Source organism: Nocardia farcinica, assembly GCF_001182745.1.
GTDB classification, from domain to species: domain Bacteria; phylum Actinomycetota; class Actinomycetes; order Mycobacteriales; family Mycobacteriaceae; genus Nocardia; species Nocardia farcinica.
Map to the genome: position 1 here is coordinate 663,524 of NZ_LN868938.1, position 13,268 is coordinate 676,791.

14 protein-coding genes are annotated in these 13,268 nt (G+C 69.4%); 11 read left to right on the top strand and 3 right to left on the bottom strand.

Annotated features, from left to right (window positions below; genetic code table 11):
• Positions 1–26: 26 nt before the first annotated feature.
• Genes AMO33_RS03380 through AMO33_RS03390 form a run of 3 tightly spaced genes read right to left on the bottom strand, consistent with a single transcriptional unit; the run spans position 27 to position 3,479 of the window.
• Positions 27–1,025, bottom strand: a complete 999-nt coding sequence (locus tag AMO33_RS03380) for a TIGR03621 family F420-dependent LLM class oxidoreductase (protein WP_060590453.1) — start codon at positions 1,023–1,025, stop codon at positions 27–29.
• Positions 1,022–2,239, bottom strand: coding sequence for a cytochrome P450 (locus AMO33_RS03385; RefSeq protein ID WP_011209883.1), 1,218 nt, complete (start codon positions 2,237–2,239; stop codon positions 1,022–1,024). The genes AMO33_RS03380 and AMO33_RS03385 overlap by 4 nt, the downstream gene beginning before the upstream one ends.
• Before the next feature lie 19 nt (positions 2,240–2,258).
• Positions 2,259–3,479 (bottom strand): DegT/DnrJ/EryC1/StrS family aminotransferase, encoded by a 1,221-nt coding sequence (locus AMO33_RS03390; RefSeq protein ID WP_060590454.1) that lies wholly within the window; start codon positions 3,477–3,479, stop codon positions 2,259–2,261.
• A 282-nt stretch (positions 3,480–3,761) separates the two neighbouring features.
• Here AMO33_RS03390 and AMO33_RS03395 point away from each other — a divergent pair, with 282 nt between their 5' ends.
• The 11 genes from AMO33_RS03395 to AMO33_RS03445 all read left to right on the top strand — a co-directional run bounded on the left by AMO33_RS03395 (position 3,762) and on the right by AMO33_RS03445 (position 13,246).
• Complete coding sequence (locus AMO33_RS03395; protein ID WP_011209881.1) at positions 3,762–4,571, top strand: IclR family transcriptional regulator; 810 nt, start codon at positions 3,762–3,764, stop codon at positions 4,569–4,571.
• Positions 4,572–4,686: 115 nt separating this feature from the next.
• Entirely contained in the window at positions 4,687–5,466 is a 780-nt protein-coding gene (locus AMO33_RS03400; RefSeq protein ID WP_060590456.1) for a hypothetical protein, read from the top strand.
• A 20-nt stretch (positions 5,467–5,486) separates the two neighbouring features.
• Positions 5,487–5,999, top strand: coding sequence for a nuclear transport factor 2 family protein (locus AMO33_RS03405; RefSeq protein WP_041561102.1), 513 nt, complete (start codon positions 5,487–5,489; stop codon positions 5,997–5,999).
• Between the two features lie 10 nt (positions 6,000–6,009).
• Positions 6,010–6,822, top strand: a complete 813-nt coding sequence (locus AMO33_RS03410; protein WP_011209878.1) for an SDR family NAD(P)-dependent oxidoreductase — start codon at positions 6,010–6,012, stop codon at positions 6,820–6,822.
• A 219-nt stretch (positions 6,823–7,041) separates the two neighbouring features.
• Positions 7,042–7,902 carry an LLM class F420-dependent oxidoreductase gene (locus tag AMO33_RS03415; RefSeq protein WP_060590458.1) on the top strand — a complete coding sequence of 287 codons (861 nt, stop codon included), beginning with the start codon at positions 7,042–7,044 and terminating at the stop codon, positions 7,900–7,902.
• Between the two features lie 158 nt (positions 7,903–8,060).
• The gene (locus tag AMO33_RS03420) at positions 8,061–8,498 is read left to right on the top strand and encodes a nitroreductase family deazaflavin-dependent oxidoreductase (protein WP_060590460.1); all 438 of its coding nucleotides are present in this window, start codon (positions 8,061–8,063) and stop codon (positions 8,496–8,498) included.
• Between the two features lie 283 nt (positions 8,499–8,781).
• On the top strand, positions 8,782–10,197 hold the full coding sequence (locus AMO33_RS03425; protein ID WP_060590461.1) for an MFS transporter: 1,416 nt from the start codon (positions 8,782–8,784) through the stop codon (positions 10,195–10,197).
• 64 nt (positions 10,198–10,261) lie between these two features.
• Positions 10,262–10,651: a VOC family protein gene (locus AMO33_RS03430; protein WP_011209874.1), complete on the top strand. Its 390-nt coding sequence runs from the start codon at positions 10,262–10,264 to the stop codon at positions 10,649–10,651.
• Positions 10,652–10,743: 92 nt separating this feature from the next.
• Positions 10,744–11,796: a hypothetical protein gene (locus AMO33_RS03435; RefSeq protein ID WP_011209873.1), complete on the top strand. Its 1,053-nt coding sequence runs from the start codon at positions 10,744–10,746 to the stop codon at positions 11,794–11,796.
• A 64-nt stretch (positions 11,797–11,860) separates the two neighbouring features.
• Positions 11,861–12,538 carry an MspA family porin gene (locus tag AMO33_RS03440; protein ID WP_060590463.1) on the top strand — a complete coding sequence of 226 codons (678 nt, stop codon included), beginning with the start codon at positions 11,861–11,863 and terminating at the stop codon, positions 12,536–12,538.
• Positions 12,539–12,592: 54 nt separating this feature from the next.
• On the top strand, positions 12,593–13,246 hold the full coding sequence (locus AMO33_RS03445) for an MspA family porin (RefSeq protein ID WP_060590464.1): 654 nt from the start codon (positions 12,593–12,595) through the stop codon (positions 13,244–13,246).
• Positions 13,247–13,268: the final 22 nt, after the last annotated feature.

Below are 13,268 nucleotides of genomic sequence, written 5' to 3' on the forward strand. Positions count from 1 at the left end.
GCCGCGCTGTCTGTGCCGCATTCTGGTCAGTGGGAAGTCGGCGAGCGGCCGGGCGTCTCGGTGGACAGGGCCGCGACCAACGGGGCGATCTCGTCGAAGTCGGCGGCACCGAAATCGACGTAGTTCAGGCCGAGTTCGGCCCGGCGCTCGTGCAGTTGCTCGAGGCACTGTTCGACCGTGCCGACCAGCAGGCCGGTGGAGCGCCGCCCGATCGCCGGGTCGACGCCGTAGCGACGGCAGACCTCGCGCAACACCGGGTCGACGTCGGCGGGTCGCTCCACCACCCGGCAGGTCCAGGTGATCGACAGGTAGTCCAGCGCGTCCGGATCGCGTCCGGCGCGCTCGGCAGCGGTGCGCGCCCAGGCGATCTTGCGGGCCATGGTGTCGGGCAGCATGTCCGTGATGACGGCGGCGTCGTAGGCCGTGCCGCGCCGCAGATTCGAATGCACCCCGACGATGTCGGCGTACCGGCCCGCCAGTGTCAGCATGCGCCGTCCACCGCCGCCGACGACCAGCGGTGGATGTGGTCGCTGGACGGGCGCGGGGGTGCCGATCAGCCCGTCGATGGTGTAGTGGACGCCGCGGTGCCGCACCGGCGCCTCGCCGAACAGCGCGACGATGATCGCGAGCGCTTCCTCGAGCCGGTCCACTCGCTGCGGTGCGGGATCGAAAGGTATTCCGGCGCTCCGGTATTCCTCGGCGAGGTAGCCGGCGCCGAGGCCGAGGTCGAAGCGGCCCTGCGCGATCAGGTCGAGGGTGGCGGCCGCCTTGTGTGTGATCACCGGATGGCGGTAGTCGTTGGCCAGCACCAGCGCCATGACCCGGACACGGCCGGTCACCGACGCGATGGCGGCCAGGGTGGGAAGGGGATCCTGGCGGCCGGTGCGGAAGTGGTCGGAGACGGTGATCGCGGTCAGTCCGCTGTCGTCCATCCGGCGCAGCCGCCGGTGCCAGTCCGCGAGATCGGGCTGCACCGGCGGCGCGTAGAGCGCGGTCTTGAACGGCCGCACCGCGAACCCGCTCATTCGGCGAGCTCGTAGCGGATCGGCACCACCTCGGGCCCGGCGATGACACCGCCGGCGGCCAGTTCCACCGGGCCGTCGAGCGCCACCTCGCGCCATCGCCGGGTGAGCACCTTCAGCCCTTCCTCCATCTCCGCCTTGGCGACGGCGTGGCCGAGGCAGTAGTGCCCCCCGTAGCCGAATCCGATGTCGAACAACGGGGCGGGCCGCTGCGGGTCGAAACGGTCCGGGTCGGGGAACGAGCGCGGGTCGCGCCCGGCGCCGCTGATGTTGAGGGTGACGGCCTGGCCGGGCTCGAAGTCGATTCCTTCCAGCGTCAGGGGTCGCTGGACCACCTTGACCTGGCGCGGGGTGGCCGGGTGCAGTCGCAGTGACTCGTTGATCGCGGCGGGGATCAGTGCCGGGTTCGCCGCGAGCGCCTGCCACTGTCCGGCCTCGACGATCGCTCGTACCGCCGACGCCAGCTGGTAGCGCGTGGTGTCGTGCCCGGCCAGCAGGACGCCCGCGATGTGCCAGACGATCTCCACGTCGGTGATGTCGGCCTCCTCGGAGTCCTTGGCCTCGATGAGGTCGCTGATGAAGTCCTCGCGCGGCTGTCGTCGCCGTTGCTCGACCAGCACGGCGCTGTAGTCGTGCACGGCTTGCAGCGCATCCTCCAGCGGCGCGACGCCGGGCCAGATCGGCTCCTGGCCGAGCAGCCGGAGTTTGACGGTGGCGTCGGCGAAGGCGTCGACCTCGTCGAACGGGATGCCGATGAAACCGGCCACGACGCCGATCGCGAGGTGGTGGCTGTACTCGGTGACGAAGTTGATCCGGTCCCGACCGGCGAGCCGGTCGACCAAGGTCTCGGCCAGCTCGCTCATCATCGCCCTGGCCTGGACGATCCGGCTCGGCCGGAATCCCCTGAGCAGGATCGGGCGGATCCGGTCGTGGTTGGCCGACCAGGTCAGGTTGAGGTTGCCGTCGACCAGGTAGTCGATGATCGGCCCGCCGGTCAGCCCCTTGTCGAGGAAGAACTGTGGGCTGCGTGGGCCGACCCGGTCGTCCCGGTAGAGCCCGCGCACGGTGTCGTAGGCGAAGAACTCCGCGCCGGTGCGGCCCCGGGCCACCCGGAGCCGGTCGGCGTCGCCGCCGAGGAACCGGTTGGGGTCGTCGAGGAATTCGGGGGTGTGGGTGTCCAGGTAGGGGTGTTCGAGCGGTGGGTGGAGCGTGGTCACGGCGTCTCCTCGTGTCGGGTCACCGGGTGGGGGCGTAGCGGCGGGCGAAGTCGTGGATGTTGGCCACGACGTGGTCGAGTTCCTCGTCGCTCATGCCGTGGCTCATGCCCAGTGACATGCCGCGCTCGAACACCTCGTCGGCGTTCGGCAGCCCGCCCGCGGGGATCCGGTACTCGACGTTGCGCATCATCGGATGCCGGGTGACGTTGCCGCTCCACACGGTGCGCGTGTCGATGCCGGCGCCCTCGAGATGGTCCTGCAGATCCGCCCGGGTGAAGCCGGCGTCCTCGCGGATGGTCACCGGGTAGCACAGCCAGGCGGTGTGGAACTCTGGATGCTGACGCGGGAGCCGGAACAATGTCGGGTAGCTGCCGAACGCGGCGGAGAACGCCGCGAAGATCTCCGCGCGGCGCTTGTAGTTCTGATCGAGCTTGGACAGCTGCACCAGGCCGAAGGCCGCGCCCAGCTCGGAGGGTTCGAAGTTCCAGGGCAGCACGTCGAAGATGAAATCGTTGTCGTAGGCGACGCCGTCGAGGTCCTCGCGGAAGACGCGGCCGGTGCGCGCGGCCTGCGAGCCGAACAGGTGCGGCTCGGATCGGCGGCCCCACCGGCGCAGCATCAAGCCCTTGTCGCGCAGCTTCTCGTCGTCCACACACACCATGCCGCCCTGGCCCGCGCAGGTGATGATGTGCGCCATCGCGAAGCTGGTCACCGTGATGTCGGAGCGGCTGCCGGTCTTGGTCCCGCGCAGGGTGGTACCGATGCAGTCGCAGGAGTCCTCGATGACCTTGAGCCCGTGCCGATCGGCGATCTCGCGGATGACGTCCCAGTCGGGGGCGTTGCCCGCCAGGTTGGGCAGCAGGATCGCCGCGGTCCTGTCGGTGATCAGTTCCTCGATGGCGGCCGGATCGGCGTTGTAGGTATCGGGTTCGACATCGACGAACACCGGAATCCACCCGCCGCGCACGATGGGGGAGACGTCGGTGGAGAAGGTCAGCGGCGAGGTGATGATCTCCGAACCCTTGGGCAGATCCAGCAGTTCGAGTGCCAGATACAGCGCGGACGAGCCGGAGTTGCACATCAGGCCCAGCTTCTTGCCGTACAACTCGGCGGTCCTGCGCTCCATCTCGGCGACGTTCTTGCCGATCTTGAGCGCGTAGGGGCCGCCCCGTAGCACTTCCAGGCAGGCGTTGATCTCGGCCTCGTCGTGGACACTGCGCGCATAGATGACCCTGGTCACGGTGGGATCTCCTCCGGGTGGCAGATATTCGGGCGGATCGGTCCGGTGTCGGCGGGCGCGTACCGCTGCCCGCCCTCGAACGGCGGATCGACCGAGCCAGTCTGGCTCCGCGGCAATGGCTTCCGCGCCGGTTGTTTCACTGACCGGACGCCTTGCGGGTGTGGCTCCCGACCCGGCTGACCGTGTGACGCCCTTTACACGCCGAGCGCGATGTGTCTACACTCACACCTGTCACATTCTGACATTCAGGCAGATGATGACTCTGCCCGCTGGGAGGTGTTCATGGCAACGGCGCACATCGACGAGCCACCGACGGCGATGATCGATCGGGTGGCCTCGCTGCTCGGGGCCTTCGTCGGCCAACGGCCGCTCACGCTCGCCGAACTGGCCCGCCGCTCGAATCTCCCGCGCTCGTCGGCGCATCGCATCCTGCAGCGCCTCGTGGAGCTCGGCTGGGTGGAGCGCAAGGACTTCAAATACGCGCTCGGCCTTCGGATGTTCGAGCTCGGTGCCCAGGCCACCCGGCAGCGCAGTGTCCACCGCGCCGCGCTTCCGGTGTTGACCGACCTGCATCGACGCACCGGCCTGACCGCACATCTGAGCATGCTGACCGGCGCCGAGATCCTGCACCTCGAGCGCGTCGGCCTGTGGCCAACCACCGGTTCCCAGTGGGGCGTCGGCGCGCGCCAGCCGGCGATGCGCACAGCGGCCGGACGGGCGATACTGTCGGCCCTGCCCCGCGCGGAGTGGCCGGTGCTCGACGACATCGAGCCGGCCACGCCCTACAGCCTGCGAACACCGCGGCAGCTCGAACAGGACCTGCGGCGGATCCAGGACCGCGGCGGTGTCGCGGTGGATGCGCAAGGGTGTGTGCTGGGCGTCACGGTGGTGGCCGCGGCGATCGAAACCGGCGACGGCGACGGACAATTCGCGCTCTCGTTGTGCGGGCCGACCCGCACGCTGCGCCTGGAGATGGCGATCGCCGAAGTTCGCGGCGGTGCCGCGAAGATCTGGCGTGGCGCGATCGGCGCGCCGCCGCCGCGCCCGCGATCGGCGGGCGTGGGCTCGGCGAGGATACCCGCGCCGGTGTGATCCGACCACGGCACGGCGCCTCCCACTCATCGGGAGGACGTCACCGGTGGGCGCCGGTGCGACGGCACCATCCACCTGAGCCCGATTGTCCGCACCCCTCGATCGGCAGGTCCGAATGTTCTCCGAACGTGCGTTCTTCTCCTTCGTCCAGCTCACCGACGCCACCACGCATCGGGAGTACAACGAATGGCATCAGCTCGACCACCGCCCGGAGAACCTGCTGCTGCCCGGTGTGGCCTGGGGTGACCGCTGGGCGCGCCCGGCCGAATACGTCCCGCTGCACCGGGCTTCGTCCGCTGATCTCATCGATATCGACTACGTGGCGATGTACTGGTTCCGGCCGCCCTACGACGAGAGCGTGGCGGCATGGACCAAGCTGGGCGAAGACTCCTTCCAGTGGGGGCGCGGTCCGCTGCTGCCGGGGATCCGGCGGCCGCTGCTCGGGTTCTTCACCCCGGTCAAGGGGTATGCGGCACCGCGAATAAACGTCTCGGCCGACGCGTTGCCCTTCCGGCCGAATCGGGGACTGCACCTGTCGGTCACCCATCTGGCCGATCCGCACGGCACGGACGCGCACGAGTGGTTCCGCTGGCAGGACCGGGTCGAGATCCCCGCCCTGCTGTCGTGTCCGGGCGTCGCGGGAGCGTGGACCTTCGCGCTGCACTCCTTGCAGAAGCACCCCACCCTGCCCCGGCTGAGCGATGACCGGCGCGAGTTCGGTCCCGGCACGCTGCGCATCCGGCTCCTCTACCTGGACGCGGACCCCGCCGAGGTGACGGCCGCGCTCGACGACATCGACAACGACTGGGCCGCGGCAGGCCACGGACCCGAAAGCGTCGGCGAACTGTTGTTCCACGGCCCGCTGCGCACGATCATCCCCTGGCAGGACTGGTGACCGCCCTACCGAAGGAACCCATGACCGACCGATCCGCTGACATCGACGCACTCGCCCGACGAGTGGAGGCAATGGAAGACAGGTGGCAGATCCTCGAACTGCTGTCGGCCTACGGGCCGGCGGTGGACAGCGGATCGGCCGACGTCGCGGCCGACCTCTGGCTCGACGACGGCGTCTACGACGTCGATTCGGGCATGCTGCGAGGCCGGGCCGGCCTGCGCGCCATGATCGAGGGCGACATGCACCAGGGCTTCATCCGCAACGGCTCCGCGCACCTGATGGGGATCCCGCACATCGTGCTCGACGGTGACCGGGCGATCGTCACCGGCCACTCGCAGCTGGTGCTGAAGGTATCCGACGGCCCGGAGTTCGCGGTCGCCCGGATCACCGCGAACCGATGGGAGCTGGTCAAGATCGACGGCCGCTGGCGCGTCGAGCGCCGTATCGCGCGGTTGCTGGACGGCCGTGCCGAGGCACGTGCGCTGCTCGCCGCCCTCGGCACCGTCGAATCGGGCACAGTCGACGACCGGTGACGCCGGTCTCATGAAAGGAATCCCGCACGTGAATATTCAGAAGTACGGTCCGTGGGCCGTGATCGCCGGTGGGTCGGAGGGTGTCGGTGCCGAGTTCGCCCGGCAACTCGCCGAAAACGGCATGAACCTGGTGTTGTTGGCCCGCAAGGAAGGACCGCTCGCCGCGACGGCCGAGACCTGCCGAGCGCACGGTGTCGAGGTCCGTACGTTGTCGGTCGACCTGCTGGCACCCGACGCCCTCGAGCGCATCCGGCAGCTCACCGACGATCTCGTCGTCGGGCTGTTCATCTACAACGCGGGCGCCAACACCTACGGTCACGAGTTCGTCACCGGCGACCTCGACCGTTTCCAGGCCGTCATCGATCTCAACATCACCGTGCAGCTGGCGTTGGTGCACCATTTCGGCGCGCTCATGCGCGAGCGCCGCCGCGGCGGCATCCTGCTGGTCGGATCGTTGAGCGGCTACCTGGGTTCCGCGCAGATCAGCATCTATTCGGCGGTGAAATCGTTCTGCCGGACCTTCGCCGAAGGGCTGTGGCTCGAGATGCGGGACCACGACGTCGACGTGCTGGAACTGGTGCTCGGCCTGACCCGCACACCCGCCATGGCGCGGGCCGGGCTGAAGATGGACACGCCCGGGTTGCTCGTCTCCGAGCCGCGCGACGTCGCCGCACAGGGCCTGGCCAATCTCGCCAACGGGCCGGTCGTGGTGGTGAAGCAGTTCGAGGACGTCGCCGAGAAGAACAGCGGCCACAACCGGGCAGAACTGCTGCTGGCCTCGCGGGCCGCCGCGAAGAAGCTCCTTCCCCCGCCGTCGCGGTGACGGCACGCACGAGCGCCATCATGCAGAGGTGAGCATGACGAACGACTCCGACCTTTTGGCACCCCGGCGCGGCGGTTGCGGCAAGGTGATGACAAGCGTCCGAATCCCGTCTGCCCACCGCCTACTGGGCGCTCGCCGGGCCGCTACCGGCCGGGCGACCGACGGCGCAGACTCCGTGCCGGACGTGGGTCCCGCTCGGGTGAAAGGTGCGGCACTGGGATGAGGATCGGCATCAACACCCCCGTGGTGACCCGGGTGCCCGGCGGATACGGCCAATGGGAGGAGACGGCGGGAATCGCCGAACTCGCCCGGATCGCCGCCGTCGCGGACGATCTCGGCTTCCACCACCTCACCTGCAGTGAGCACGTCGCGGTACCCACCGCGGTTGCCGAGATACGCGGGGGAACGTACTGGGATCCCCTGGCCACGTTGGGTTTCCTCGCCGCCCGCACCCAGCGGATCCGGCTGGCCACCCATGTCCTCGTCCTCGGCTACCACCATCCGCTCGCGATCGCCAAACGCTACGGCACGCTCGACACCGTCAGCGGCGGGCGGGTGATCCTCGGGTTGGGCGTCGGGTCCCTGCGCGAGGAGTTCGACCTGCTCGACGTCCCGTTCGAGGACCGGGGCGCACGAGCCGACGATGCGCTGCGCGCGCTCCGGGCGGCGCTGTCGCGTCGGCTGCCCCGTTACGAGGGGCGCTACCACCGGTTCTCGGACATGGTGGTCGATCCACCTGCCGTGCAGGCCGAGGTGCCGCTGTGGATCGGCGGACGCTCGGCCCGGTCGTTGCGCCGCGCGTGCGAGCTGGGCGACGGTTGGGCCCCGTTCGGCTTGGCCTTCGACGAGATCCGGGCGATGCTCGCCCGCCGGGATCTGCCCGCCCGATTCGACGTCGTGCTGTCCGCCGAGCGGCTCGACCCGCTCGGCGATCCGTCGGGCACCCGCCGCAGCATCGACGCGGCTGTCCACGCCGGCGCGACCGTCGTCGCGGCGTCGGTGGCCGCCACCTCGGCCGAGCACTACTGCGATCAACTCGGCGCGCTCGCCGAACTCACCGATCCGCGCGATCGGAGCTGACGGAAGGCTGTCGGCACCGCCGGGAGAGCGACGTCTGCGCTGCGGTCGCGCGGCGCGCAGGCGGTACGTTCGGAGTACGGGCCCGGTCGTGCGCGACCCGCGGGCGACCTGACCGACGGATCGGACCGGGCACCTCGGTGCCAGATGGGAGTATGCGCATGAGCTCCACCGGTGAGTACGTCCCGAGTCCGAGCGAGTGGATCGGCAACCAGGTGGCGCAGTACGAGGCCAGCGACGGCGCGGAGGCAGGTGAGTTCGACGGCAGGCCGCTGGTCATCCTGACCACGGTCGGCCGGAAGACCGGTGCGCTGCGGAAGACGCCGGTGATGCGGGTGGAGCACGACGGGCGCTATGCGGTCGTGGCGTCGCAGGGCGGTGCGCCGAGGCACCCCGCCTGGTACTTCAACCTCGTGGCCGATCCGCGCGCGCAGCTGCGTGACAAGGATGTGGTGCTGTCCGTAGTGGCCCGCGAACTGGCTGGGCCGGAGCGAGCCGAGTGGTGGGAGCGCGCGGTGCGCGCCTACCCGACCTATCAGGAGTATCAGGACAACACCCGGCGGCTGATTCCGGTGTTGCTCCTCGAACCCGGCCGGTAGCGACGGTCTCCGCGCCCAATCGGGTGCTGCCGGAGAGCATTTGCCGATCCCGCTGACTGGAAAGGCGACGGGCGCGCGGGCCGGCCGGATCTTATTGTCCTCTGCCAGGTGCCGTGACCGAGATCACGACCGCCCGTTACGCCGGCTCCAGGGGTGATCCCTGGAGCGTGCGGCGGCGCACGTCGGATGCGCAGAGCCCCCAGGAGGACGACCGATGCCGGTTCCAGCAGCTCCCTCACCCACCGGAAACCATGACCGGCGAACGAGTTCGGCGTCGACGGCGATGATCGTGACGGCACTGGTTCTCGCCGAATCGGTCAGCGCCTTCGAGGCAGGCATGATCTTCATCGCGCTGCCGCGGCTCGGGGAGATCTTCGACGTCCCGGCCGCCACGACCGGCTGGGCGGTCACGGCCTACATGCTCGTGGCGGCGACGACAGCGCTGGTGGGTGGCCGCCTCGGCGACATGTACGGCCGCAAGAAGGTTCTCATCATCGTGATGCTGGTGTCGACCCTGGGTTCGGTGATCAGCGTCTTCGGCGATTCGATGGCCGCGATCATCCTCGGCCGGGGGGTGCAGGGCGCCGCGGGCGCGATCCTGCCGCTGTGCTACGGGTTGGCGCGCGAGGCGTTGCCCGCCGAGAAGGTCTCGCTGGCAGTGGGATTCATCGGCGGCGCGGCGCTGCTGGCGGGCTCGGGAGGTTCCCTGATCGCCGGAGTGCTGCTCGACGTCGCCGACTGGCACATGATCTTCCTGTTCGCCGCGGTTCTCGCGGTGGTGGCCTCGGTGCTGGCCGCGCTCGCGCTGCCGGGCTCGACGCCCCTCGCGGAGCTGCCCCGCTTCGACTATGTGGGCGCCCTGCTGCTGACGCCGGGACTGACCGCGCTGCTCTACGGTCTCACCCAGGGGCCGGCATGGGGTTGGACCAGCGCGGGTGTGGTGGGACTGATCGTGGCGGGCACGGCCGTGCTCACGGCGTGGACGCTCTGGGAGCTGGGCAGGCGTGACCCGCTGGTCGACCTGCGCGTGTTGGCGAACCGGCGGATGGCGCTCAACATGATCGCGCTGTCGGTGCTCGCCCTCGGCCCGGTCGGCGCCATTCAGCTGGTCACCCCGATGATCATGCAGTCACCGACGTCGTTGCCGGTCGGGCTCGGGATCTCGGCGACGGCGACGGGCCTGGTGGCCGGCGTCGGCGCCATCGTCGGCTTCGCCGCCTCGCCGATCGCGGGAATGGTCGCCGGTCGGTGGGGCGGGCGGACCGCCTTCCTGCTCGGGGCCGTCCTGTTCGTCGTCGCGAACCTGATGATCCTCGTGGGCCACATGTCCCTGCCCGTGATGGTCGGGGTGTTCGCGCTCGGGGCGGTCGCCACGGCCTTCGCCTACACCGGCTACCCCAAGATCGTGATCGAGTCCGTCCCCGAGGACGTCACGAGTGTCACGACGGGTGTACTGAGCACGGCGCGCCAGGCCTTCTCGGCCGTGGGTGTGGCGCTCGTGTCGGTGATGCTCTCGCTGTCGACCGTGCCGGGAACCACGGCGCCCACCCTGGCGTCGTTCAACCTCGCGGTGGCCTGGTTCATCGGCTGCGCCGTGGTGGTGGCCGTCCTGTGCCTGTTCATCGGCCGGCCGCCGCGGCCGCGATCGAACGCGGTCCGCGCCACCGGCGCCGAGGACACCCCGGCCGCGGTCGGCTGACGGCCGGACGACACGACACACCCCGCGCGGCCGACTCGCGGCCGCGTCGACGAAAGGAACGCCGGTGCGCTGCCCTCGCTATGCCTTCACCAAGATTCTGGTCGACGACCTCGCAGCCCAATTCGCCTTCTACTCCTCGGTGTTCGGCCGGGTGGAGCGGACGCGCTACGAGTTCGACGACCGGGCCGACCCGCTCGCCGAGATCATCATGACCTCACCGGACGGCACCGAACAATCGCTGGTGCTGCTGCATTACAAGAACCGTCCCGCGCCGGCCCCGGGCTCGGCCGTGATCGGGTTCGAGGTTTCCGGCCTGGACGAGGTGGTGCGGCGAGCCGAACAGGCCGGCGCCACCGTGTCCGAACCACCCACCACGATGACCGACATCGGCATCAGGGTCGCCTTCGTCCACGACCCCGAAGGCCATCTGCTCGAGTTGTTCGAGCGCATCTGAGACGAAGTTTCACCCCGATCGCGAGGCGGTTCGCCGCCGCGATCGGCCGGCCGCCCCCGCGACGACGCGGCGGGAAGGAAGAAGGGAACATCATGACCGCAACACTCGGAACGCCCCACCGGCACCCACTCGTCCCGGTCGCTCCGCCCCGGATCGTGCCCGATCTGTACACGCCCGAGCAGACGGCGGCACTGTTCGGTGTGGTCGCCGACCACGGGCCGTGGCCGTTGATCCTGGCCCACCACTTCGCCAGCACCGAGGAATACCTTGCGGTCTCGGGTGGCGCGCAGCGCAAGGCCGACGCGAAGCTGTCCGATTTCGTCGCGCCGGTGTTCCGCGGGTACCTCGCCAAGGAGGGAGTCGCCTTCTACGACGAGATCCGCGACATCTACCTGAGCCGGACCTTGCTCGAGCATGCCAAGAGCGTGCACGGCGCGCGCTACGGCATGGCCCACCACATGCTGTTCAACGTGGCCGTGCCCTCGCACAGCTTCGACGCCGGGCATTTCGACAGCGGCAACTGGCGCGGGATGAGTTCGGTGGAGACCCCGATCTGGCTGCTGAGCGTGATGGCGAAATCGGGTCTGTTCGACCACTGGGAAGTCAAGACCGCCCAGGTGATCACCTATTTCTACGACTCCGACCTCGATGGTGGATTCACCTACTGGCCCGACGGTCCCGACCGCGCGCCGCAGCGACTGGCTGCGCCGTTCTGGAACACCGCGATCCTGTCCGACAATTCGAAGATGTACCACCGGCGCGAGGCGAACGGCCCGCGAGATCGCCGGGACATGCCCGAACTCGACATGCAGACGCGGCTGCACGGTGAGAACGGGCAGTGGGTGGTGCGCAACGGGGACAAGGAGATCGCCCGGTACACCGACGGCGAGGTCCGCACCCTGTTCCATTACACCGCGCTGGTCTTCGACGACCGGCGCGACGCGGACCGCTACCTCGACCACACCGACGACCTCACCCCGGCCAAGGTCTTCGACATCTTGGGCGACGATCTGGTCCGCCGTGGTAAGGAATTCGACTTCCCCACCGATCCGATGACCGATCGAGAATTCATCGCGCTGCTCACCGACACCTACGCGATGGCGCCCGCCGAGTATCCCGCCGAAGCACCGCTCGACATCCGTTGAGACCGGCGAATCCGGCACGGAACTCGCGGCACATCCGTTTTCGATCGACATGAGGAGCACACACATGGATAGCGATGAGGTACGCGTGCGGCCGGCCCGGGGCGCGCGGCTGGGAGTCTGGGCCGCGATCGCGGCGGCGATCTCCGCGGCGGCGGCCGGACCCGCCGCCGCGGATGTGTTCGTACCACTTCCCGACGGGCAGGAGACCGCACCGGGGGCGACGCTCACCCGGACCGGGGAACACGCGGTGGTGTCGCCGTCGATGGCGGCCAACGGCGCCGGGCGGGTGGTGTGGGTGTCGGGTACGGTCACCGCCGAGGTCACCGACACGCCCACCGTCGAGCGGCCGGGTCCTTACTCGACGCCGGAGAACTGGCCGGGCACCAACAATTCCTCCACCCACGGCGCGTCGCAGGTGAGTACCGGCTACATCGTCGGCTGCCAGGTGAGTATCGGCGACAGTGCCATCTCGGCGGGTCTGTCGGGCAACGTGAGCACCAACGGCGGCGGCGTCGGTGGCTCCGCCGGGATCCAGATCGGCCCCGGTCAGGTGAAATTCGTGCAGGTCGGGTTCAAAGACATTCTGCGGCCGGGCATCTACAGCCTGGGGTACCGGGATTTCGAGATCGAGATCCAGGGCTGCGGAGGCTACGCGCAAGCTCGGGCGTACACGGTGGTGGAGATCATCGGCGACCACTATTCGAAAACCACCCTGTACGGCGCGCCTTTCAGCATCGGCTGAACCGTGCCCGTACATCTCGCGCCCGACCACCACCACAGACGAAGAGGTTCCGTCATGCTCCATGCCAAGAACGTCTCCCGCGTCGCCGTCGTCGCGGCCGCCGCGTTGGGGTCGATCGCCGTCGCCGTCGCCGCCGCGGACACCGTCGTTCCGCTACCGGGAGGCGCTGTCACCGAAACGCTCGGCGACGGTACGGTCGTGACCGTGCGCCTGGTCGGCGAATCGGCGACGATCAGCCCGTCCATGGGCGCCACGCCGCTGCACCGCAACGCGTGGGTCTCCGCGAGTGCCCAGTTCGACTCCTCGGCACCCGCGCGGGCGAAGATCAGGCCCGGCTACGTCGTGGGATGCCAGGTGAACATCGCCGGGGGCGGTGCCAACGGCGGCGCGAACTACAGCTCGGACTGGGCGGGGAAGAACCCCTCGGCGGGTGGCAGCCTCGGCGGAAACCTGAGCCTGGGCCCGGGCCAGGCCAGGAAGTTCTACCTGCTCGATCTGGAGGCACCCGACGCCTTCGGCTCCGAATCGCATCGGCCGTTCTCCTCGCACACCGGTACCAGCGGCAGCGTCACCTGGCGTAACAGCACGATCGGCCTCGCCGGTTGCGCCGGCTACGCCCAGGCCAGGGCCTTCGCCGAGGTCGAGGTGGAGACCGACACCGCCAAGGAGATCGTCACCGTCTGGGGGCAGCCGTTCAGTCTGGGGTGAACTGGGGCGGGCCGGGACAGCG

Excerpts from the sequence above, each read along its gene's own strand:
- AMO33_RS03420 (WP_060590460.1), top strand. The coding sequence starts at position 8,061 with ATGAGCTCCACCGGTGAGTACGTCCCGAGTCCGAGCGAGTGGATCGGC.
- AMO33_RS03405 (WP_041561102.1), top strand. The coding sequence starts at position 5,487 with ATGACCGACCGATCCGCTGACATCGACGCACTCGCCCGACGAGTGGAG.
- AMO33_RS03410 (WP_011209878.1), top strand. The coding sequence starts at position 6,010 with ATGAAAGGAATCCCGCACGTGAATATTCAGAAGTACGGTCCGTGGGCC.
- AMO33_RS03440 (WP_060590463.1), top strand. The coding sequence starts at position 11,861 with ATGGATAGCGATGAGGTACGCGTGCGGCCGGCCCGGGGCGCGCGGCTG.
- AMO33_RS03445 (WP_060590464.1), top strand. The coding sequence starts at position 12,593 with ATGCTCCATGCCAAGAACGTCTCCCGCGTCGCCGTCGTCGCGGCCGCC.
- AMO33_RS03395 (WP_011209881.1), top strand. The coding sequence starts at position 3,762 with ATGGCAACGGCGCACATCGACGAGCCACCGACGGCGATGATCGATCGG.
- AMO33_RS03435 (WP_011209873.1), top strand. The coding sequence starts at position 10,744 with ATGACCGCAACACTCGGAACGCCCCACCGGCACCCACTCGTCCCGGTC.
- AMO33_RS03400 (WP_060590456.1), top strand. The coding sequence starts at position 4,687 with ATGTTCTCCGAACGTGCGTTCTTCTCCTTCGTCCAGCTCACCGACGCC.
- AMO33_RS03415 (WP_060590458.1), top strand. The coding sequence starts at position 7,042 with ATGAGGATCGGCATCAACACCCCCGTGGTGACCCGGGTGCCCGGCGGA.
- AMO33_RS03425 (WP_060590461.1), top strand. The coding sequence starts at position 8,782 with ATGATCGTGACGGCACTGGTTCTCGCCGAATCGGTCAGCGCCTTCGAG.
- AMO33_RS03380 (WP_060590453.1), bottom strand. The coding sequence starts at position 1,025 with ATGAGCGGGTTCGCGGTGCGGCCGTTCAAGACCGCGCTCTACGCGCCG.